Genomic DNA, 18,827 nt, shown 5'->3' with positions numbered 1-18,827 from the left:
CGCATCCTCCACGGTGCCGGACGACACCGGCCGGGCCGGACGAGGCCCGGTCGGCCGGGCCTCGGGCCGGCTCGGTCGTCGGTTCCTGTTTCTTCCATCCGGACTCTTGACCCGCTGTCGGACACGACTCCACACTGTCGCCCACAGACGGAGACAGTCCACCGCCCTGCGCCGACAGCCGTCCCGGCGCGTCCTCATCCCCCCACCGGTGAAGGACCACGCTGTGCATCGAGCGATGAGCTCCGCCGCGGCTCTGCGACTCAGGGCCACCCCCCACGCCCGCCCCAGGGCAGACCACCCGGCCCCCACCGGCGTGTGGCCCTGCACCGCGATCCTCCTCCGTGACCATGTGACCGGCTGACCCTCCGCGGGCCCGGCCGGCACGGATGCCGGCCCGGCTCTCAGGGGTCTCGCCCCCGCAACGTGAGAGCGCTCTCAAAGCCCAGTCGCAGCGTGAGAGCGCTCTCAAAGGGCGGGGCCGGTCCGTCCGCCCTCACTCCCCACCCGCCCGATCCCGGGCGTCCTCGGCCCCGGCCACCCGGCGACACCGAGCCGAGATCCACGGTCCCGTGACGGCGGCGACGGCCGCAGAGCGCTCCCCGTCAGCCCCTTCCGAAGCAAGTCCACCCCCACCTCCGAGGAGCCCGCGCTCATGAGACGCACGAAACTGATGTCACTGCTGCCGATGGCACTCGCCTCAGCACTGACCGCCGCCGGACTCGCCGGGTTCGCCGCACCCGTCGCACAGGCGGCGGTCCCCGACACCATCCCGCTGACGTACACCAACCACTCCGGGCGCAGTGAACCGGTCTACATCTACGATCTGGGCACCCAGTTGTCCACCGGCAGACAGGGCTGGGCAGACGCGTCCGGCACCTTCCACGCCTGGCCGGCCGGCGGCAACCCGCCGACACCGGCGCCGGACGCGTCGATCACCGGCCCGGCCAACGGTCAGTCGGCCACGATCCGCATCCCGAAGTTCTCGGGCCGGATCTACTTCTCCTTCGGGCAGAAACTGGTCTTCAAGCTGACCACCGGCGGCCTGGTGCAGCCGGCCGTCCAGAACCCGTCCGACCCGAACCACGACATCCTCTTCGACTGGACCGAGTACACGCTCAACGACGCCGGGCTGTGGATCAACAGCACCCAGGTCGACATGTTCTCCGTCCCCTACACCGTCGGCGTCACCGGCTCGGGCGGCACCAGGACCACCGGCACGCTCAAGGCGGGCGGCTACAACGCCTTCTTCGACTCCCTGCGTGCCAGGCCCGGCGGCTGGGGCAACCTCGTCCAGACCCGCTCGGACGGCTCGGTGCTGCGCGCACTCAGCCCCGGCCACGGGATCGAGTCCGGCGCCCTCCCCGCCGGCGTGATGGACGACTACATCAACCGTGTGTGGTCGAAGTACAGCGGTTCCACCCTGACGGTCACGCCCTTCGCCGACCAGCCGGGCACCAAGTACTTCGGGCGCGTCTCGGGCAACACCATGAACTTCACCAACACGTCCGGCGCCGTCGTCACGTCCTTCCAGAAGCCTGACGCCGACAGCGTCTTCGGCTGCTACAAGCTGCTCGACGCCCCCAACGACCTCGTCCGGGGGCCGATCTCCCGCACCCTGTGCGCCGGCTTCAACCGCACCACGCTGCTGACCAACCCGAACCAGCCCGACACCGGCACCGCGGGCTTCTACCAGGACGCGGTCACCAACTACTACGCCAAGTTCCTGCACGCGCAGATGGCCGACGGCAAGGCCTACGCCTTCGCCTTCGACGACGTCGGCAACCACGAGTCGCTGGTCCACGACGACAACCCGGCCTCCGCGTCCATCACCCTCGACCCGCTCAGCGGAGGGGGCGGCTCGTCCGGCAGGACCGGCCCGGTGACGTCGGGTCTCGCGGGGAAGTGCCTGGACGACTTCGGCGGCGCCACGGCCAACGGCACCAAGGTCGGCCTGTGGGACTGCAACGGCACCGCCGCCCAGCAGTGGACGTACAACGGCAGCACCTTGACCGCGGGCGGCAAGTGCCTCGATGTCACCGGTGGCGGCACTGCCAACGGCTCCCTGGTGGAGCTGTGGGACTGCAACGGTGGCGGCAACCAGGTCTGGCAGACGGGTGCGAACGGCAGCCTGGTCAACCCCGCCTCCGGGCGCTGCCTGGACGACCCCGGCTTCTCCACCACCAACGGCACCCAGCTCGACATCTGGGACTGCGACGGCGGCGTCAACCAGCGCTGGAACCTGCCCTCCTGAGCCACGTCACCAGCCCCAGCGTCCCTCGCCCGGCCATGCCCTGGTCGGGCGAGGAACGCGGGCCCGGCCCCGAGCGACGCCTCTGATCAGGCCGGACAGCGCGACACTGGTGGTTTCTAGCGCTTGCCGCTGTAGTTCGGCGCCTCGACCGTCATCTGGATGTCGTGCGGGTGGCTCTCCTTGAGCCCCGCCGAGGTGATCCGGACGAACCGGCCGTTGTCCTGCAGTTCCGGCACGGTACGGCCGCCGACGTAGAACATCGACTGGCGCAGACCGCCGACCAGCTGGTGCACCACGGAGGACAGCGGACCCCGGTAGGGCACCTGGCCCTCGATGCCCTCGGGGATGAGCGCGTCGTCGGAGGCGACACCCTCCTGGAAGTAGCGGTCCTTGGAGAACGACCGGCGGTCGCCCCGCGTCTGCATCGCGCCCAGCGAACCCATGCCCCGGTACGACTTGAACTGCTTGCCGTTGATGAACAGCAGCTCGCCCGGCGACTCCTCGCAGCCCGCGAGCAGCGAACCGAGCATCACCGTGTCGGCACCCGCGACCAGGGCCTTGGCGATGTCACCGGAGTACTGCAGGCCACCGTCGCCGATGACCGGGACACCGGCCTCCCTGGCGGCGAGCGCGGCCTCGTAGATCGCGGTGACCTGCGGGACACCCACACCGGCGACCACACGCGTGGTACAGATCGAGCCGGGGCCGACGCCGACCTTGATGCCGTCCGCGCCCGCGTCCACCAGCGCCTGGGCGCCGTCGCGGGTGGCGATGTTGCCGCCGATGACGTCGACGCCGGACGAGTTGGACTTGATCTTGGCGATCATGTCGCCGACCAGCCGGGAGTGACCGTGCGCGGTGTCCACGACGATGAAGTCGGCGCCCGCCTCGATCAGCGCCTGGGCCCGCTCGAAGGAGTCACCGGCCACACCGACCGCCGCGCCGACCAGCAGCCTGCCCTCGCCGTCCTTGGCCGCGTTCGGGTACTGCTCGGCCTTGACGAAGTCCTTAACCGTGATCAGGCCCTTGAGCACACCGCGGTCGTCGACCAGCGGCAGCTTCTCGATCTTGTGCTTGCGCAGCAGCTCCATGGCCTCCGGGCCGGAGATGCCGACCTTGCCGGTGACCAGCGGCATCGGCGTCATGACCTCGTGCACCCGCCGCGTGCGGTCGGTCTCGAAGGCCATGTCACGGTTGGTGACGATGCCGAGCAGCCTCTTGTCGGGGTCGGTCACCGGCACACCGCTGATCCGGAACCGGGCGCACAGCGCGTCGGCCTCGGCGAGCGTGGCCTCCGGGTGGATGGTGATCGGGTCGGTGACCATGCCCGACTCGGACCGCTTCACCAGGTCGACCTGGTTCGCCTGGTCCTCGATGGACAGGTTGCGGTGCAGCACGCCCACGCCGCCCTGCCGGGCCATGGCGATCGCCATGCGGGACTCGGTCACCTTGTCCATGGCGGCGGACAGCAGCGGGATGTTGACCCGCACGTTCCGGGAGACGTACGAGGCGGTGTCGATCTCGTCGGGCGCCATGTCCGACGCGCCCGGCAGCAGCAGCACGTCGTCGTAGGTCAGCCCGAGCGTCTGGAATTTACCGGGCACTCCGTCGACGTTGGCAGTCATGACACCTTCCCCATATGGCCTTGATCGGTGCGGATGTCCATGCTAACGGGAAGCCACGTGAGCAAATTCCACACCAGGGGGCGCTTCAGGTTTCGTGTGTTCGTACGGAGCCGACGGCCCGCCAGCTCACCCGCCGGCCCGCGAAGAGCCGGTACGAGGACCTCGCGGGCTGCTCACCGGCTGGTTCACGCCGGAGCAGCCACCCGCGCGCCGGGACACCTCGGCGCGCGGTCGGGGGCTACTGCTCGGCCAGGGCGCGCAGGCGGCTCAGCGCGCGATGCTGGGCCACGCGCACCGCTCCGGGTGACATTCCCAACATCTGCCCTGTCTCCTCCGCGGTCAAGCCCACGGCGATCCGGAGCAGCAGCAGTTCGCGCTGGTTCTCGGGGAGGTTGGCCAGCAGCTTCTTCGCCCAGGCGGCGTCGGAGCTGAGCAGGGCGCGCTCCTCGGGGCCGAGGGAGTCGTCGGGCCGCTCCGGCATCTCGTCGGAGGGCACGACGGTGGACCCGGGGTGGCGCATCGCGGCGCGCTGGAGGTCGGCCACCTTGTGGGAGGCGATGGCGAAGACGAACGCCTCGAAGGGGCGGCCGGTGTCGCGGTAGCGCGGCAGGGCGAGCAGCACCGCCACGCAGACCTCCTGGGCGAGATCCTCCACGAAGTGGCGGGCGTCGCCGGGCAGCCGGGACAGCCGGGTGCGGCAGTAGCGCAGCGCGAGGGGGTGGACGTGCGCGAGCAGGTCGTGCGTGGCCTGCTCGTCCCCGTCGACGGCACGGTGCACCAGGGCGCCGATCGGCCCGGGGGCCGTGCCCGCCTCGTCGTCGCGCATCGGTCCATGGTGCCTTGCGGCCGCACGGTCCGTCGCATCGCGTTCGTGGTTGTGCACCGAAGCGTTATGAGCAGGTGCGCCGGCACTCATCTCCTGCGCCCTCCCCTTCCGCTCGTTTTCCGTTCGCTCGACTCGTCCCCGAGAGACTCCACACCTCAAGGATGCGCCATCTCCGCCGAAACAAGCAGCACGCGGTCCCCCGCCCGGGGCGGACAGAGGGGAATCCGCCACACCCGCCTCCGGCGGGGCCGGTACGGGGACGGCTGTGAGCTGCGGCGTCTTCTGCGCGGCGGCTCAGTCCCGGCTGGGCGTGACCCGCGCCGGCCGACGGCGAGCCCGTTGGGCCACGCGGACGAAGGGCACCCGCCGAGCCCGAGCCGCATCCGGCACCGGCCTTGACCGGTCCCGCCCGACGACTCCCACGCGGGGCACCCGGGCCGGCCCGGCCGCCGCCGCGAAGAGCACCGCCGGCGGACGGACGCGGCACGGGCCCGGCGGCCGTCCAGCCACCGCCCGCGAGCGCGTCCCCGGCATCGACGGACACCGCGACCACCGCCGGTGCTCCCGGCGAGCCGGACCGGCGAGGCCCACCGGAACCGGCCGCGATCACCCCGGCCAGGACACCCGGCCCGGCGCCGGACGGAACCGGCACCGTCCGGTACCCGCCCGCGGCGAGCACCACCGCCGGGGCCGACCGACCGCACACCCCGACACCCTCCGAAGCCCGCCGGGGACCCCGCGGCCGAGCGCAGCGGCTGCGCATGCCCTTACCGGACCAGTCCCCAGCGGAAGCCGAGTGCCACCGCGTGGGCGCGGTCCGAGGCGCCGAGCTTCTTGAACAGGCGCCGGGCGTGGGTCTTGACGGTGTCCTCGGAGAGGAACAGCTCGCGGCCGATCTCCGCGTTGGAGCGGCCGTGGCTCATGCCCTCGAGCACCTGGATCTCACGCGCGGTGAGCGTGGGCGCGGCGCCCATCTCGGCCGAGCGGAGCCGGCGCGGGGCCAGCCGCCAGGTGGGGTCGGCGAGGGCCTGCGTCACGGTCGCCCGCAGTTCCGCGCGGGAGGCGTCCTTGTGCAGATAGCCCCGCGCGCCCGCCGCGACCGCGAGGGCGACGCCGTCGAGGTCCTCGGCGACGGTCAGCATGATGATGCGCGCGCCCGGATCGGCGGACAGCAGACGGCGCACGGTCTCGACGCCGCCCAGACCGGGCATGCGTACGTCCATGAGAATGAGGTCGGAGCGGTCGGCGCCCCACCGGCGGAGGACTTCCTCGCCGTTGGCAGCCGTCGTCACGCGCTCGACGCCGGGCACGGTCGCAACCGCGCGGCGAAGCGCCTCTCGGGCAAGCGGGGAGTCGTCGCAGACGAGGACGGAAGTCATGACCGCCCTCCGCAGCTGATGCGCGTCACCTTGAGCCTCCAGGCTGGTACGGAATCGTCACCTGTGCGGTCGACCGTCTCGGACGCCTGCCCGAGCGCTTCTGTTTTCAACCGCCTCCGCACTCTCAACGACGGTCACCCGAAAGAGTTACGGGTCGGCGCACCGACTTCGGCACTCTACGTGAGGGCTCCGACACGGTGCAGGCGCGCTCGGCGGACCCACGGCTTTTACGCACCGCTCGTGCCCCATTTAGCCGTTTTTGGTCCCATTTTTTAGTGTCTGAGGCTAGATTCGCAATGAGTCATATTTTCATCTCCTTTGACCGGAGATGTACGGTCGAAGGCACGGTATCCGCCCAGAACGGCTACAAGGGGTCACGTAATGGCAGATTTCTCCCGCCTTCCCGGACCGAACGCGGACCTGTGGGACTGGCAGTTGCTGGCGGCCTGCCGAGGGGTGGACAGCTCACTCTTCTTCCACCCGGAGGGCGAGCGCGGTGCGGCGCGGAGTGCACGTGAGAACTCGGCCAAGGAGGTCTGCATGCGGTGCCCGGTCCGAGCGCAGTGCGCGGCCCACGCGCTTGCGGTGCGTGAGCCGTACGGCGTCTGGGGCGGGCTGACCGAGGACGAGCGCGAGGAGCTGATGGGCCGGGCGCGCAACCGGCTGGTGTCCACCACCGGCGGGAGCATCGGCCCGCACGCCTGAAGGAACGTTTCTGCTACTCCCCGGGCACGCAGCCGCGTGCCCTTGAGCCGTGCCTACGCGCGGGCAGCCGCCCGGCCCAGCTGCTCCAACGTCGCGGCCACGGCCGGGACCTGGGCCAGGTCGGGCAGGGTGAGGGCGACGATCTCCCGTCGCACCGCGGGCTCCAGCCGGACCACGCGCACCCCCCCGGGCCGTACCGACTCCACCGCGAGCCGGGGCAGTACGGCCACGCCCAGGCCGGCGCCGACCAGGCCGACCACCGCCGGGTGGTCGTCGGTGGCGAAGTCGATGCGAGGGGTGAATCCGGCACCCTCGCAGACCCGCACCAGTTGGCCCCGGCAGCGCGGGCAGCCCGCGATCCAGGGCTCCTCGGCAAGCTCCCCGATGGCGACGGCGTCGGCGCCCGCGAGCCGGTGCCGTTCCGGGACCAGGGCGACCAGACGGTCCGTCAGCAGCCGTCGGACCACCAGGTCGTCCCACTCCCCCGAGCCGCCGTCGCCCTCGTAGCGGAAGGCGAGGGCCAGGTCGCAGTCGCCCTGGCGCAGCAGTTCCACGGACCCCGGTGGTTCGGCCTCCTCCAGGGAGACCCGGGTGCCGGGGTGGGCGGCGCGCAGGGCGGCGAGGGCGGTGGGGACCAGGGTGGAGGTGCCGCTCGGGAAGGAGACCAGCCGGACCCGCCCCGCGCGCAGGCCCGCGATGGCGGCGACCTCCTCCTCGGCGGCGGTGAGTCCGGCGAGGATGCCGGAGGCGTGCCTGACCAGGGCTTCGCCGGCCTGCGTCAGCCGCATCTCGCGGCCGCCCCGGACCAGCAACGGGGTGCCGACGGACGTCTCGAGCGCCTTCATCTGCTGGCTGACGGCGGGCTGGGTGCACCCCAGCTCGCGCCCCGCCGCCGAGAAGGAACCGGTGGTGGCGACGGCGCGCAGGACGCGGAGATGGCGGGCCTCGATCACCCATCGAGCATAAGGCGTGCTTGGGACCCGGTCCCGATATCGCCTCGACGCTTTGGGCAGCGGTCACGTACCGTGCGCGCATGAAGCTTCTCTCCGTCAATCTGGGGCGCCCCAGCGCGGTGCCGTACACCGACCAGGCCGAGGGGGTGACGGGCATCGACAAGCGGCCCGCCGACGGGCCGGTGCGGGTGGCGGCACCGGGGCCGAAGGGGACCGGCGGCAGCGGGCTGGCCGGGGACGCGGTGTGCGAGCTGCGCCATCACGGCGGGGACGACCAGGCGGTGTACGCCTTCGCGCGCGAGGACCTGGACGACTGGGAGCGCGAGCTGGGCCGGTCGCTGTCCAACGGTTGCTTCGGGGAGAACCTCACCACCGAGGGGCTGGACGTCTCCGGGGCGCTGATCGGGGAGCGCTGGCGGATCGGTTCCGGGGTGGTGCTGGAGGTGACGTCGGGACGGATTCCGTGCCGTACGTTCCAGGGCCACATGGCCGAGCGGGGCTGGGTGAGGAGGTTCACCCGGAAGGGCGTCACGGGTGCCTACCTGCGGGTGATCGAACCGGGTGAGATCCGGGCGGGCGACGCGGTGGAGATCGTGCGCCGGCCGGACCACGGGGTGACGGCGGCGACCCAGTTCCGCGCGGTGACCACCGAGCGGGAGCTGCTGCCGTCGCTGCTCGCGGCGGGCGACGCGCTGCACACCGAGACGCTGGCCAAGGTCCACAAGTACCTGGCGGACCAGCCACGCTGAACGGCCGTCACCACGGGCCGGGTGCCGCCGGTGCGGGTCACTACTCTTGGGCCATGACAACGGCTCTGATTACGGGATCGACCGCGGGCATCGGCGCCGCGTTCGCACGGCGGCTGGCGGCGGACGGGCACGACCTGGTGCTGGTGGCGCGGGACACGGCGCGGCTGCGGGAGCAGGCGCTCGAGTTGCACGACCTGCACGGCGTCGAGGCGGAGGTGCTGACCGCCGACCTGGCCGAGGACGAGGGCATCGAGGCGGTGGCCGAGCGGCTCGCCGACCGCCGCAGCCCGGTCGACCTGCTGGTCAACAACGCCGGGTTCGGCAACAAGGGCCGCTATCTGGAGGTCTCCATGGCGGACGAGCTGCGGATGATCAAGGTGCACTGCGAGGCGGTGCTCCGGCTGACCTCGGCGGCGACGGAGGCGATGCGGGAGCGCGGGCGCGGCGGGGTGGTGAACGTCGCCTCGGTGGCGGCCTTCGTCCCGCGCGGTACGTACGGCGCCTCGAAGGCGTGGGTCGTGCAGTTCACCCAGGGCGCGGCGAGGGACCTGGCGGGCAGCGGAGTCCGGCTGATGGCCCTCTGCCCCGGCTTCGTGCGCACCGAGTTCCACGCGCGGGCCGGGATGGGTACGGACAACATCCCCGGCTGGATGTGGCTGGACGCGGACAAGCTGGTGGCGTCCGCCCTGACCGACCTCGCCCGCAACAAGACCGTCTCCATCCCCGACCCCCGCTACAAGGCCCTGATGGGCCTGGCCAAGGTCGCCCCGCGCGGACTGCTGGGCGGGATCAGCGCACGCACGGGCCGCAAGTACGGACCCCGCTGACGAAGGCGGTCCGGTGTCCACGCACTGTCGGTCGGGGGTGCTATATGTACGACTGGCCAGTGTGAATCAGGCCGGTAGAATAGATTCAACGAGGAGGTGCTACGTGGATCTCAAGCTCGTGGGGGAGCGGATCCGCGGCGAACGTGAGCGAGCTGGGTTCAACCAGCGCGATCTCGCCGCACGCGCTCAGCTCTCCCAACCCACTTTGACACGCATCGAGAACGGCGTCCGAGCGGGCGTGACGCTTGCCGAACTCGACCGCCTCGCTGTGGCCCTGGACATTCCCGTACGCCTGCTGACCAGCGGCGATCCTGTGCGCGAGCGGGTCCAGGTCGCGGCGAGGATCAACGGGAGCGATGCCGGGGAGCGCCAGGTGGCGGTTCGTCGCGCCCTTGACGTCGTGGAACTGGACGCCCGGCTGGACAAGCTGGGAGCGAGCGCGCCGCACGAACGGAGACCGGAGGGGCGTCTCCCTGCTCCCGATACCCGACTGGCATGGGAGCAGCAGGCGAGAACGCTGGCCGAACAGGTGCGGCAAAAGCTGCGCCTGGGCTGCGCGCCGATCGCTGACGTGGACGAACTGATCGAGCAGCTCACCGGCGCTGATACGGCGGTACTCGAACTCCCCAGCTCGATCGACGGCATCACTGCTGTCGATCCGGTGCGCCGGACCACCCTCATCACGGTGCGGACATGCGATGTACCCGAGCGGCAGAGGTTCACCTTCGCGCATGAACTGGGCCACCTTCTCTGGCAGGACGGTATCCGCGTTCACGAGCTGAACGGAGAGCGGACACCTGAGGAGAGACGCTGCGACGCCTTCGCCCGTCACCTTCTGGCGCCCGAAGAGGGAATCAGGTCATGGCTGTCCACCGAGCGCTACCACACGGCCGGCCGGATCGAGGAACGCACCGCAGCGCTCCTGGCACGGCACTTCAGAGTGAGTTTCCCGGTGATCCTCATTCAGCTCGAGTCCATGTCGATGCTCACCGCGGAGCAGAAGAGGAAGTTGCAGCGGCCGACCGGAGAACAGCTCGCGCAGAAGTACGGCTGGGGGCCGGCCTACGAACAGGAGAAGGAGTCGTCTCGTTCCCCTCGTGCCCCTCGGCGCATTCTCGAACGTGCCGTTGAGGCGTACCGGCGTAATCTCATCGGAGTCCGCGCCCTGGCCATGCTTGAGGGGCGAAAGCCGGAAGAAGCCGAAGCGGGTCTCAGGGAGGCGGGTATCTTCCCTGACCTGCCGGAGCCCAAGAGAGTCGATCGCGACCGACTGGTCGCTCGTGGCCGGACAAGAGGCGACAAGAGGCAAGTAGACTGACCCTGTTGGGGGACGTCGAAGGGTGGAGGCTTGCCCGAGAAGCACGAACCGGCGCTGGGGGAAATCGCTCCGGAGGAACAGGCGGAGCCGCTGTGCATCCTGGACGCGGTTATCTGCGTGCACTTCGTCGGTGCCAACCTCCACAGGCTGCTTGTGAATGTTCTCCGCCAGGCCGAACTCGTCCTCCTCGTGCCGCAGGAGGTCTCTGACGAGATCGTGGGCAAGGACAGGAAGTACCCCGGACTGAAACTCAGGTGGACTCGCCTGACAGGCAGCCCGTACGTCCGCGTCCTTCCGCCGATCGAGGCGCGGACGGCATCGGCTCGCGTGATCGAGGTTTTCGAGGACGTGCGAGGCCGGCAGCTCGAAGAAGCCCTGCGGGATTCGAGGGATCTCGGAGAGGCGGTGGTCGTCGCGCATGGAGTGCACTTCCAGGACGAGGGCCACGAGGTGTATGTCGCCATCGACGATCAGGGCGGTCAGGCTCTCGCCAATGAGCGGGATCTCACGGTCGTCACCGTGGAGGACGTGCTCTGCATGGCGATCGAATTCGGGAAGTTCCCTACCGAGGGGGACCTGAAGAAGGACTGGGCGAAACTGCGGGAGTTCGGAAATGGACTCCCGTCCTACACCTACACGGAACTTCCTCTCGCCTACAAGGGCTGGCGGCGGGAACAGGACGTGGCAGAGGGATAGTGGTCCCGGCGGTGCCGAGTGACTGACGCACGGATGTCGCATGCGGGTTGCCGGTGGGCTTTCGCCGGGCAGCGGTCCGGATTCGGACAGCACTTCGCCCCGCCAGGAGAATCCGGCGGGGCGAAGTCCGTTGCCCCAGGGGGCTGTTGTTCTAGTGGGAGTGGCCGTGGCCGTGGCCCGCGTCGGCCGGCTCCTCTTCCTTCTTCTCGACGACCAGGGTCTCGGTCGTGAGGAGGAGAGACGCGATGGAGGCGGCGTTCTCCAGGGCGGAGCGGGTGACCTTGACCGGGTCGATGACGCCGGCCTTGACCAGGTCGCCGTACTCGCCGGTGGCTGCGTTGTAGCCGTGGCCCTTCTCCAGGTCCTTGACCTTGGAGACGATGACGTAGCCCTCCTGGCCGGCGTTCTCGCCGATCCAGCGCAGCGGCTCGACGACCGCGTTGCGGACGACGGTCACACCGGTGGCCTCGTCGCCGGTCTTGCCGAGACCGTCCTGGAGGACCTTCGCGGCGTGCACCAGCGCGGAGCCACCACCGGAGACGATGCCCTCCTCGACCGCGGCGCGGGTCGCGGAGATGGCGTCCTCCAGGCGGTGCTTCTTCTCCTTCAGCTCCACCTCGGTGGCGGCGCCGACCTTGATCACGCACACGCCGCCGGCCAGCTTGGCGAGGCGCTCCTGGAGCTTCTCGCGGTCCCAGTCGGAGTCGGTGTTCTCGATCTCGGCCTTGATCTGGCCGACGCGGCCCTGCACGTCGGCGGAGTTGCCGCCGCCGTCCACGATCGTGGTGTCGTCCTTGGTGACGGTCACGCGGCGGGCGGAGCCGAGTACGTCCAGACCGGCCTGGTCGAGCTTGAGGCCGACCTCCTCGGAGATGACGGTGGCGCCGGTGAGGACGGCCAGGTCCTGGAGCATCGCCTTGCGGCGGTCGCCGAAGCCGGGGGCCTTCACCGCTACGGCGTTGAAGGTGCCACGGATCTTGTTGACCACCAGGGTCGACAGGGCCTCGCCCTCGACGTCCTCGGCGATGATCAGCAGCGGCCGGGAGGCGTTGCTCTGGATGATCTTCTCGAGCAGCGGGAGCAGCTCGGTGATCGAGGAGATCTTGCCCTGGTTGATCAGGATGTACGGGTCGTCGAGGACGGCCTCCATACGCTCCTGGTCGGTGACGAAGTACGGGGACAGGTAGCCCTTGTCGAAGGCCATGCCCTCGGTGAAGTCCAGCTCCAGACCGAAGGTGTTGGACTCCTCGACGGTGATGACACCGTCCTTGCCGACCTTGTCCATGGCCTCGGCGATCAGCTCGCCGACCTGCTGGTCCTGGGCGGACAGCGCGGCGACGGCGGCGATGTCGGACTTCTCGTCGATCGGGCGGGCCGAGGCGAGCAGCTCCTCGGAGATGGCCTTGACCGCGGCGTCGATGCCCTTCTTCAGGGCGGCCGGGGACGCGCCGGCGGCGACGTTCTTCAGGCCCTCGCGGACCAGCGCCTGGGCGAGCACGGTGGCGGTGGTGGTGCCGTCACCCGCGATGTCGTTGGTCTTGGTCGCCACCTCCTTCACCAGCTGGGCGCCGAGGTTCTCGAACGGGTCATCGATCTCGACCTCACGGGCGATCGTGACACCGTCGTTGGTGATGGTGGGCGCGCCGAACTTCTTGTCGATGACGACGTTGCGGCCGCGGGGGCCGATCGTCACCTTCACCGTGTCGGCAAGCTTGTTGACGCCGCGCTCAAGGGCGCGACGGGCGTCCTCGTCGAACTTCAGTGTCTTCGCCATGACAGCGGGAGCCCTCTCGGAAAATCTGGGTGGATGTGCCTGCGCCCCCGGCCGCCCGGCTTCTTTACGGTCGCGGGAACCAGGGGCGCAGTGGTGAAGCAGATGCTTCGGGGTGAACTACTTCTCGATGATCGCGAGCACGTCGCGAGCCGAGAGGACGAGGTACTCGTCGCCGTTGTACTTCACCTCGGTGCCGCCGTACTTGCTGTACAGCACGATGTCGCCGACCTGGACGTCGAGCGGCAGGCGCTCGCCGTTCTCGAAGCGGCCCGGACCGACGGCGAGGACGGCGCCCTCCTGGGGCTTCTCCTTCGCGGTGTCCGGGATGACCAGGCCCGAGGCCGTGGTCTGCTCGGCGTCCAGCGGCTGGACCACGATGCGGTCCTCGAGCGGCTTGATGGCAACCTTGGAGCTGGCGGTCGTCACGATCCGACCTCCCCCTTCTGAGAATTCACGGGGTTGACTGTCTGAGGTGGCGACCAGGTCGATCCGTCGTCGCGGGTGCCGGACCTGCCCGTCGCTGTGTTGGCACTCTCGTGTGCCGAGTGCCAGTGCCGAGACTATGACCGGGGTTAGCACTCGGTCAAGCGGAGTGCCAATCGACGTGCGGCGCGTCGGCATCGCGTACCTCTTCGGCGTGGCCGCGCCGTGCTGTCGGCGCGCGCGGCCTCGGACGCCGGACGGGTCGAAGTGCCTAGCGGTAGTCCGTCAGCCTTCCGGCCGTCAGGCCCCTGCGCTGCACCTCCTTCAGCACGCGCACCGTGCGCTCGGCCAGGGCGCCCTCGTGGTCCGGGGTGATGCGGACGATGTCGCCGGGGGTCAGGTGTTCGGGGGTGCCCCTGTAGGTGAGGCCGTAGCGCGTGGTCTTGACGCGCCAGTGGACGGCGGCGTCGGCGCGGGTGAACACGGTGACCGGCAGGCGGAGTTCGCCGACCAGTGCGGCCAGCCTCCGGTCCCGTACGGCTCCCTCGCCGTAGGTGAGGAAGACGACCCGGTCGGCTGTGGCCACGTGGTCCGCCACCCGGGTCCCGGCACGCAGGGAGAGGGGGCGGGGCGGGGCGGCCAGGGGGGCGGTGAGGCCCCAGCGGAGATAGGCGCGTTCGGGGGCCGGGCGGCGGACGCCCGCGGCGGCCTTCTTGCCGAGGCGCTCGATGGGGTCGACCGACTGGGCGCAGCCGGTGAGCAGCAGCGCGGCCGAGGCGAGCGCGACGGCCCGCGCCGCACGGTGGGCCGGCCGCGCCGGGCGCCTCACAGGTAGTCCTCCAGGCGTGCCACGGCGTATCCCTCGCGGGTGACCTTGTTCAGGAAGCGGCGCATGTCGTCGACCATCGTGCCGTCCCACTCGTCGGTGCCCCGGAAGTGGGTGAGGACGATGTCGCCGCGGTGCAGCCGCTGGTCGTCCTCGCGGTACTCCCAGTGGTCGACGAAGACCTCCTCGTTCCAGATCGGCGCGTACTTGATGCCGCAGGACTTGGCGGCGCGCAGCGTGTCCTGGTCGTAGTCGCCGTAGGGCGGGCGCAGGACCTCGGGGCGCTTGCCGTACTGCTCCTCCATGACGTCCTGCATGCCGCAGATCTCGTGGCGCTGCTGCTCGTAGGAGAGGCCGGGCAGGTAGGGGTGGGTCAGGGTGTGGTTGTCCAGCGTGTTGCCGTACGCCTGGCTCCTGCGGAAGTACCCGTAGTCGTCCTTCACCAGGTAGTCGCTGAGGAAGGCGGTGTACGGGACCTTCAGCTCCCGCATCATCCGGAGGAACCGGGGGTCCTTCTCGGCGCCGTCGTCGATGGTGAGGAAGACGATCTTCTTGTCGGTGGGGACGGTGGTGAAGACCGGGGGGAGGGCCTCGTCCTCCTGGTGGTCCACCTCGAAGCCGTCGCGGGCGGTGATCCTCGGCTTGACCCCGGGTGGGGCCGGGGCCGTGAGCGGGACCTGGGCGAGCTTCCACCGGCGGGCGGCGGCCACCATGCGGCGCCGCTCCGCCAGGCGGGCCGAGGCGGCGTCAGGGGCCTTGGCGGGGCCGCCCAGCCCGGCGGGGGCGGGGCCGCCGGGGCCGGAGTCCGCGCAGCCGGCGAGGGCGGCGGCGGTGGCCAGCACGGCGAGCGAGCAGCGGACGACCAGGGACCGGGGACGGAGCCGGCGGCCGGTCCGGGAACCGATCCGGGAGCCGGCCCCGGAGCCGGTCCGGGATTTGTCATTTTGTACTACATATCCCATGCTGCCGGATTCTGGCAGGCGCCGGCCCCGGTCCCGGCCCGACACCGCCGCCGGAGGCGCACGGTCCACCGACTGGCCCACAATGAGCCGGTGAACGACCAGCTCTCCGCACTCCAGGGATTCCACGCGCTGCGCACCGACGAGGGCCGGGCCCTCCTCGACGAGGTGCGCGGCACCGCGCCGGCCGACGAACTCGCCGTGGCCACCCGGCTGCGCCGCACCCACCCGGCCGGGCTCGTGTCGGCCGCGCTCGGCCAGGCCCGGCTGCGGCAGCGGGCGGAAGCCAAGTTCGGCGCCGGGGACGCGCGGCGGATGTTCTTCACCCCGAACGGGGTCGAGCAGTCGACGCGGGCGAGTGTGGCCGCGTACCGCGCGGAGCGGATGCGGGCGCTCGGCGTCACCTCGGTGGCCGACCTGTGCTGCGGGATCGGCGGCGACGCGCTCGCGCTGGCCCGCGCCGGCATCCGGGTGCTCGCGGTGGACCGGGACCCGCTGACGGCGGCCGTGGCCCGCGCCAACGCCGGGGTGCTGGGCCTCGGCGACCTGATCGAGGTGCGCGAGGCCGATGTCACCGAGGTGGACACCGCCGGGTACGACGCGGTGTTCGCGGACCCCGCCCGGCGCGGCGGACGCGGCCGCGTCTTCGACCCGGAGGCGTACTCACCGCCCCTGTCCTGGGCCGTGGCCGCCGCGCTGGCCGCGCCCCGCGCCGCCCTGAAGATCGCCCCCGGCATCCCGCACGAGGCGGTGCCCGCCGAGGCCGAGGCCGAGTGGATCTCGGACGGGGGTGACGTGAAGGAGGCCGTCCTCTGGTTCGGCACCGGCGCGCCCGGCGGTGTCCGCGCCACCCTCCTGCCCGGCCCGCGCACCCTCCGGGGCCGGGGCCTGCCCTACCCGGCGGTCCGCCCGCCCGGCCGGTACCTGTACGAGCCCGACGGCGCGGTGATCCGCGCCCACCTGGTCGCGGAGGTCGCCGAGGAGCTGGACGGCGGCCTGCTGGACGAGACGATCGCCTACGTCACCGCCGACGCACTCCGCCCGACCCCGTACGCCACGGCCTACGAGATCACCGACCGGATGCCGTTCAACGTCAAGAAGCTGAAGGCCCTGCTGCGGGAGCGTGGCGTCGGCAACCTGACGGTGAAGAAGCGCGGCTCGGCGGTCGAGCCGGAGGAGCTGCGCCGCAAGGTCAAACCGCAGGGACCCCACTCGGCGACGGTGTTCATGACCCGGGTGGCGGGAGCGCCGACGATGCTGATCGGTCACCCGGCGACCGACCGGCCGAGCGGCACGACCGTGTGATCGGGCAGCGCTGCCGGACCTCCCCGGGCAGGGCGAAAGTGCCCGGCGGCCCCGTGGCGGAGTCCCGGGCCGGGAGTGAGCCGGTGAGGCAACGGCTCCACGCATGCGCTCCCCGGATTCCGGCACCGGCCCGGCCGGGCACCGTGAGGGTCTCGCCGGAGCCCGGGAACGAGAACACCCCGCCCCGGATACCCGGGACGGGGTGAAGTGGAGCGCTGGGCAGGGATCGCACCTGCATTTCCCCGCAGGAAGCGGGGCGTCTTGACTTGGACCACCAACGCACGGCGTTCGTACCGGAGTTGTTCCGGCCGTTCGCTCTGTGATGATCATAGCCAGAGATCACCGCAACGCGCCACCCGGAGCCGGCGGATCAGTCCGCGACCGGCTCGAACCGCCAGCGGTGCACCGGCCGGGACACCAGACCGGCGTCCGGCGCGGGCAGTTCCGGCACGTCCGCGTCGTAGGCGGCCTCCCACCAGGTGATGACCAGTACCCGGTCCCCGGGCGCGCGGAAGGTCTCGCGGCGCAGCGGGGTCATGGGCAGTCGCTGCGCGCGGGCCCAGTCCAGCAGCTCCCCGCCCCGGCCGTCGGCGGCCTTCGCCTCCCACATCAGGGCGACGGTCATGAGTAGAGGTTCTCCTTGCTGACCTCGTGCACATGGTCGTGCCCGGTGCCCGGCACGTGCGGGTCGGTGACCGGCAGGGAGGAGTCGGCGGACAGGTCCCAGTCGGAGGCCGAGCGGTTGCGGGCGACCATCTCGGCGCCGAGGGCGGCGACCATCGCGCCGTTGTCCGTGCACAGCTTGGGACGCGGCACGCGCAGCCGGATGCCGGCCGCCTCGCAGCGCTCCTGGGCCAGCGCCCGCAGCCGGGAGTTGGCCGCGACACCGCCGCCGATCATCAGGTGGTCCACGCCCTCGTCCTTGCAGGCGCGCACCGCCTTGCGGGTCAGCACGTCCACCACGGCCTCCTGGAAGGAAGCGGCCACGTCACGGACCGGCACTTCCTCGCCGGCCGCCCGCTTCGCCTCGATCCAGCGGGCCACGGCGGTCTTCAGCCCGGAGAAGGAGAAGTCGTAGGCGGCGTCACGGGGGCCGGTCAGGCCGCGCGGGAAGCTGATGGCCGCCGGGTCGCCCTCGCGCGCGTAGCGGTCGATGACCGGGCCGCCGGGGAAGCCGAGGTCCAGCACGCGGGCGATCTTGTCGAACGCCTCGCCGGCCGCGTCGTCGATGGTGGCGCCCATCGGCCGGACGTCGGAGGTGATGTCCGAGGAGAGCAGCAGCGAGGAGTGGCCGCCGGAGACCAGCAGCGCCATGGTCGGCTCGGGCAGCGGGCCGTGCTCCAGCTGGTCCACGCAGATGTGCGAGGCGAGGTGGTTCACGCCGTAGAGGGGCTTGCCGAGGGCGTAGGCGTACGCCTTGGCCGCCGAGACGCCGACCAGCAGGGCGCCCGCGAGGCCGGGTCCCGCGGTCACCGCGATGCCGTCGAGGTCGCGGGCGGTGACGCCCGCCTCCTTCAGCGCGCGGTCGATGGTCGGGACCATCGCCTCCAGATGCGCGCGGGACGCCACCTCGGGCACGACCCCGCCGAAGCGGGCGTGCTCGTCGACGCTGGAGGCGATCGCGTCGGCGAGCAGGGTGGTGCCGCGCACGATGCCGACGCCGGTCTCGTCGCAGGAGGTCTCGATGCCGAGGACGAGAGGTTCGTCAGCCATTGATCTCGGTTCCTTGCTCGGTTCCCTGTACGTCTTCCAGGGAGGAGGAGGGGTCGGTCAGGCGCATCACCAGGGCGTCCACATTGCCAGGCTGGTAGTAGCCGCGCCGGAAGCCGATGGGGGCGAAGCCGAAGCGCTCGTAGAGCCTCTGGGCGCGGGTGTTGTCCACCCGGCACTCCAGCATCACCTCGGCGCACTCGAAGGCGGTGGCGGCCCGCAGCAGCTCGGTCAGCAGCCGGCCGCCGACGCCGGTGCCCTGCTGGTCGCGGGCGACGGCGATGGTCTGGACGTCACCGAGGTCACCGGAGGCGGCGAGCCCGGCGTACCCGACGAGGCGGCCGTCGTGCTCGGCGACGAGGTAGCGGCGGGTGGCGCCGTCGCCCCGGGCGTGGGCCAGCTCGGACCAGAACATGCCCCGCGACCAGGCGTCCTCGGGGAAGAGGTCCTTCTCGAGGCCCAGGACCCGGTCGATGTCCCACCAGCGCATCTCGCGCAGCG

General features: G+C 71.1%; 18 protein-coding genes, 1 tRNA gene and 1 pseudogene. 8 read left to right on the top strand and 12 right to left on the bottom strand.

The features are described from left to right. Positions 1–652 precede the first annotated feature (652 nt). Both ACFWN1_RS08075 and ACFWN1_RS08070 read left to right on the top strand, forming a co-directional pair. Positions 653–1,846, top strand: a pseudogene (locus ACFWN1_RS08075) (glycoside hydrolase family 64 protein); the annotation flags it as partial. A gap of 33 nt (positions 1,847–1,879) precedes the next feature. Next, complete coding sequence (locus ACFWN1_RS08070; protein ID WP_384359279.1) at positions 1,880–2,251, top strand: ricin-type beta-trefoil lectin domain protein; 372 nt, start codon at positions 1,880–1,882, stop codon at positions 2,249–2,251. Positions 2,252–2,367: 116 nt separating this feature from the next. On the opposite strand, the gene guaB is transcribed toward ACFWN1_RS08070, so the two are convergent. The 3 genes from guaB to ACFWN1_RS08055 form a co-directional block, all read right to left on the bottom strand. Further along, positions 2,368–3,876, bottom strand: coding sequence for an IMP dehydrogenase (gene guaB, locus ACFWN1_RS08065; protein WP_384359276.1), 1,509 nt, complete (start codon positions 3,874–3,876; stop codon positions 2,368–2,370). 238 nt (positions 3,877–4,114) lie between these two features. Next, complete coding sequence (locus tag ACFWN1_RS08060) at positions 4,115–4,702, bottom strand: sigma-70 family RNA polymerase sigma factor (RefSeq protein WP_384359275.1); 588 nt, start codon at positions 4,700–4,702, stop codon at positions 4,115–4,117. 767 nt (positions 4,703–5,469) lie between these two features. Continuing rightward, positions 5,470–6,081: a response regulator transcription factor gene (locus ACFWN1_RS08055; RefSeq protein WP_003948568.1), complete on the bottom strand. Its 612-nt coding sequence runs from the start codon at positions 6,079–6,081 to the stop codon at positions 5,470–5,472. Positions 6,082–6,462: 381 nt separating this feature from the next. Here ACFWN1_RS08055 and ACFWN1_RS08050 point away from each other — a divergent pair, with 381 nt between their 5' ends. Further along, complete coding sequence (locus ACFWN1_RS08050) at positions 6,463–6,786, top strand: WhiB family transcriptional regulator (protein ID WP_384359274.1); 324 nt, start codon at positions 6,463–6,465, stop codon at positions 6,784–6,786. A gap of 53 nt (positions 6,787–6,839) precedes the next feature. On the opposite strand, the gene ACFWN1_RS08045 is transcribed toward ACFWN1_RS08050, so the two are convergent. Further along, a complete protein-coding gene (locus tag ACFWN1_RS08045; RefSeq protein ID WP_384359273.1) occupies positions 6,840–7,739 on the bottom strand; it encodes a LysR family transcriptional regulator in 900 nt (299 codons plus the stop codon). A gap of 80 nt (positions 7,740–7,819) precedes the next feature. Between ACFWN1_RS08045 and ACFWN1_RS08040 the strand changes: the two genes are divergently transcribed. The 4 genes from ACFWN1_RS08040 (at position 7,820) to ACFWN1_RS08025 (ending at position 11,329) form a co-directional block, all read left to right on the top strand. Then, on the top strand, positions 7,820–8,488 hold the full coding sequence (locus ACFWN1_RS08040) for an MOSC domain-containing protein (protein ID WP_384359272.1): 669 nt from the start codon (positions 7,820–7,822) through the stop codon (positions 8,486–8,488). 53 nt (positions 8,489–8,541) lie between these two features. Continuing rightward, positions 8,542–9,315, top strand: a complete 774-nt coding sequence (locus ACFWN1_RS08035; RefSeq protein ID WP_384359271.1) for an SDR family NAD(P)-dependent oxidoreductase — start codon at positions 8,542–8,544, stop codon at positions 9,313–9,315. A 103-nt stretch (positions 9,316–9,418) separates the two neighbouring features. Continuing rightward, positions 9,419–10,633 carry a helix-turn-helix domain-containing protein gene (locus ACFWN1_RS08030; RefSeq protein ID WP_384359270.1) on the top strand — a complete coding sequence of 405 codons (1,215 nt, stop codon included), beginning with the start codon at positions 9,419–9,421 and terminating at the stop codon, positions 10,631–10,633. A 30-nt stretch (positions 10,634–10,663) separates the two neighbouring features. Further along, positions 10,664–11,329, top strand: a complete 666-nt coding sequence (locus ACFWN1_RS08025) for a hypothetical protein (RefSeq protein ID WP_384359269.1) — start codon at positions 10,664–10,666, stop codon at positions 11,327–11,329. Positions 11,330–11,480: 151 nt separating this feature from the next. On the opposite strand, the gene groL is transcribed toward ACFWN1_RS08025, so the two are convergent. From groL to ACFWN1_RS08005, 4 genes are all read right to left on the bottom strand, one after another. Next, a complete protein-coding gene (gene groL / locus ACFWN1_RS08020) occupies positions 11,481–13,103 on the bottom strand; it encodes a chaperonin GroEL (protein ID WP_384359268.1) in 1,623 nt (540 codons plus the stop codon). A 117-nt stretch (positions 13,104–13,220) separates the two neighbouring features. Continuing rightward, positions 13,221–13,529: a co-chaperone GroES gene (gene groES / locus ACFWN1_RS08015; protein WP_381101379.1), complete on the bottom strand. Its 309-nt coding sequence runs from the start codon at positions 13,527–13,529 to the stop codon at positions 13,221–13,223. A gap of 268 nt (positions 13,530–13,797) precedes the next feature. Beyond that, entirely contained in the window at positions 13,798–14,355 is a 558-nt protein-coding gene (locus ACFWN1_RS08010) for a hypothetical protein (RefSeq protein WP_384359267.1), read from the bottom strand. Further along, positions 14,352–15,314, bottom strand: coding sequence for a polysaccharide deacetylase family protein (locus tag ACFWN1_RS08005; RefSeq protein WP_384359266.1), 963 nt, complete (start codon positions 15,312–15,314; stop codon positions 14,352–14,354). The genes ACFWN1_RS08010 and ACFWN1_RS08005 overlap by 4 nt, the downstream gene beginning before the upstream one ends. Here ACFWN1_RS08005 and ACFWN1_RS08000 point away from each other — a divergent pair. After that, entirely contained in the window at positions 15,297–16,616 is a 1,320-nt protein-coding gene (locus tag ACFWN1_RS08000) for a methyltransferase domain-containing protein (RefSeq protein WP_384359265.1), read from the top strand. The two genes, ACFWN1_RS08005 and ACFWN1_RS08000, sit on opposite strands and share 18 nt — an antisense overlap. 208 nt (positions 16,617–16,824) lie before the next feature. On the opposite strand, the gene ACFWN1_RS07995 is transcribed toward ACFWN1_RS08000, so the two are convergent. From ACFWN1_RS07995 to rimI, 4 genes are all read right to left on the bottom strand, one after another. Then, positions 16,825–16,897 (bottom strand) — tRNA-Gly (locus ACFWN1_RS07995). An 89-nt stretch (positions 16,898–16,986) separates the two neighbouring features. Next, complete coding sequence (locus tag ACFWN1_RS07990) at positions 16,987–17,241, bottom strand: hypothetical protein (RefSeq protein ID WP_384359264.1); 255 nt, start codon at positions 17,239–17,241, stop codon at positions 16,987–16,989. After that, complete coding sequence (tsaD, locus tag ACFWN1_RS07985; protein WP_384359263.1) at positions 17,238–18,329, bottom strand: tRNA (adenosine(37)-N6)-threonylcarbamoyltransferase complex transferase subunit TsaD; 1,092 nt, start codon at positions 18,327–18,329, stop codon at positions 17,238–17,240. The genes ACFWN1_RS07990 and tsaD overlap by 4 nt, the downstream gene beginning before the upstream one ends. Further along, positions 18,322–18,816 (bottom strand): ribosomal protein S18-alanine N-acetyltransferase, encoded by a 495-nt coding sequence (gene rimI / locus ACFWN1_RS07980; protein ID WP_384359278.1) that lies wholly within the window; start codon positions 18,814–18,816, stop codon positions 18,322–18,324. The genes tsaD and rimI overlap by 8 nt, the downstream gene beginning before the upstream one ends. Positions 18,817–18,827: the final 11 nt, after the last annotated feature.

Source organism: Streptomyces sp. NPDC058459, assembly GCF_042721685.1.
Taxonomy (GTDB): domain Bacteria; phylum Actinomycetota; class Actinomycetes; order Streptomycetales; family Streptomycetaceae; genus Streptomyces.
The sequence above is the reverse complement of the archived record's forward strand: the minus strand, read 5'-3'. Positions and strand labels throughout refer to the sequence as shown.